This is a genomic window from Kitasatospora sp. NPDC093558, assembly GCF_040683475.1.
Classification (GTDB): Bacteria; Actinomycetota; Actinomycetes; order Streptomycetales; family Streptomycetaceae; genus Kitasatospora.
On record NZ_JBFBDY010001126.1, the window covers coordinates 1 to 1,494 of the forward strand.

At 71.4% G+C, this 1,494-nt stretch carries 2 protein-coding genes; one reads left to right on the plus strand and one right to left on the minus strand.

Annotation, left to right across the window (positions count from 1 at the left end):
• Positions 1 to 84: 84 nt before the first annotated feature.
• A complete protein-coding gene (locus AB0O00_RS39075) occupies positions 85 to 1,164 on the minus strand; it encodes an LLM class flavin-dependent oxidoreductase (protein WP_363659428.1) in 1,080 nt (359 codons plus the stop codon).
• A gap of 124 nt (positions 1,165 to 1,288) precedes the next feature.
• Here AB0O00_RS39075 and AB0O00_RS39080 point away from each other — a divergent pair.
• On the plus strand, positions 1,289 to 1,494 hold a 206-nt coding region (locus AB0O00_RS39080; protein ID WP_363659429.1), incomplete at its 3' end, for an ABATE domain-containing protein.

Sequence of the window (1,494 nt, forward strand, 5' to 3'; positions counted from 1 at the left end):
AATCGGGCCCTCCCGCCCCCGTGTGGGGTGCGCCAGCCCCCTTTCGGTGGCGCGGCGGGCTCAGGCCCGGGCCGCGGTGCGGGCTCAGGCTCGGGCCGCCGTGCGGGCCGCCGCCGGGTGGACCGGGGGCTCGGCGACACCGGGGGCCCGGCGGGCCGCGAACTCCTTGCGCAGCACCGGCATCACGTCCTCGCCGAGCATGTCCAGCTGCTCCAGCACCGTCTTCAGCGGCAGCCCGGCGTGGTCCATGATGAACATCTGCCGCTGGTAGTCGCCGAAGTACTCCCGGAACTGCAGCGTCTTCTCGATCACCTGGTCCGGCGTGCCGACGGTCAGCGGGGTCTCGTCCATGAAGTCCTCCAGCGAAGGACCGTGCCCGTAGACCGGGGCGTTGTCGAAGTACGGCCGGAACTCCCGGATGGCGTCCTGCGACCGGCCGCGCATGAACACCTGGCCGCCAAGCCCGACGATCGCCTGTTCCGGGGTGCCGTGGCCGAACTTGGCGAACTGCTCGCGGTAGAGCCCGATCAGCTGCTGGAAGTGCTGCTTCGGCCAGAGGATGTTGCTGGCGAAGAAGCCGTCGCCGTAGTAGGCGGCCTGTACCGCGATCTCCGGGCTGCGGATCGAGGCGTGCCACACGAACGGGGGCACGCCGTCCAGCGGCCGGGGGGTGGCGGTGAAGCCGCGCAGCGGCGTGCGGAACCGGCCCTCCCAGTCCAGCTCCTCCTCACGCCAGAGCCGGTGCAGCAGTTCGTAGTTCTCCAGCGCGAGCGGGATGCCCTGGCGGATGTCCTTGCCGAACCACGGGTAGACCGGCGCGGTGTTGCCCCGTCCGAGGGCCAGGTCGACCCGGCCGTCCGCGAGGTGCTGGAGCATCGCGAAGTCCTCGGCGACCTTCACCGGGTCCTGGGTGGTGATCAGGGTGACGGCGGTGGAGAGGATCAGCCGCTCGGTGCGGGCGGCGACGTAGCCGAGCATCGTGGTCGGGGAGGACGGCACGTGGGGCGGATTGTGGTGCTCGCCGGTGGCGAAGACGTCGAGGCCGACCTCCTCGGCCTTGCGGGCGATGGTGACCATCGCCTTGATCCGCTCGTGTTCGGTCGGCGTCCGGCCGGTGGTGGGATCACGGGTGACATCGCCGACGCTGTAGATGCCGAACTGCATGGCGCTCCTCGACCGATCAAGGGGGAACGGGCCGGGGGTGCCGTTCGACGTCCCCCGGGAACCGCTTTAACTGGTTCCTTGAGGAAGGTACCAGTTGAACCGGTTCCCGGAGTAGGCTGCGCGCATGATTCCCGCCTCCACGCCGGCCGCCCCCCGCTTCCGCAGCGGGTCGGGTCGGCTCTGCCTGGACCTCCTGCGGACCCTACGGCGGCGCGGCACGGCGCACGCCGTCGACGAACTGGACACCCCGGAGGCCCTGCGGGCGTGGGTCGCCCAGTTCGGCCCCTACCCGGACGGCGCCGGCATCCCCACCCCGACGGACGCGGCCCT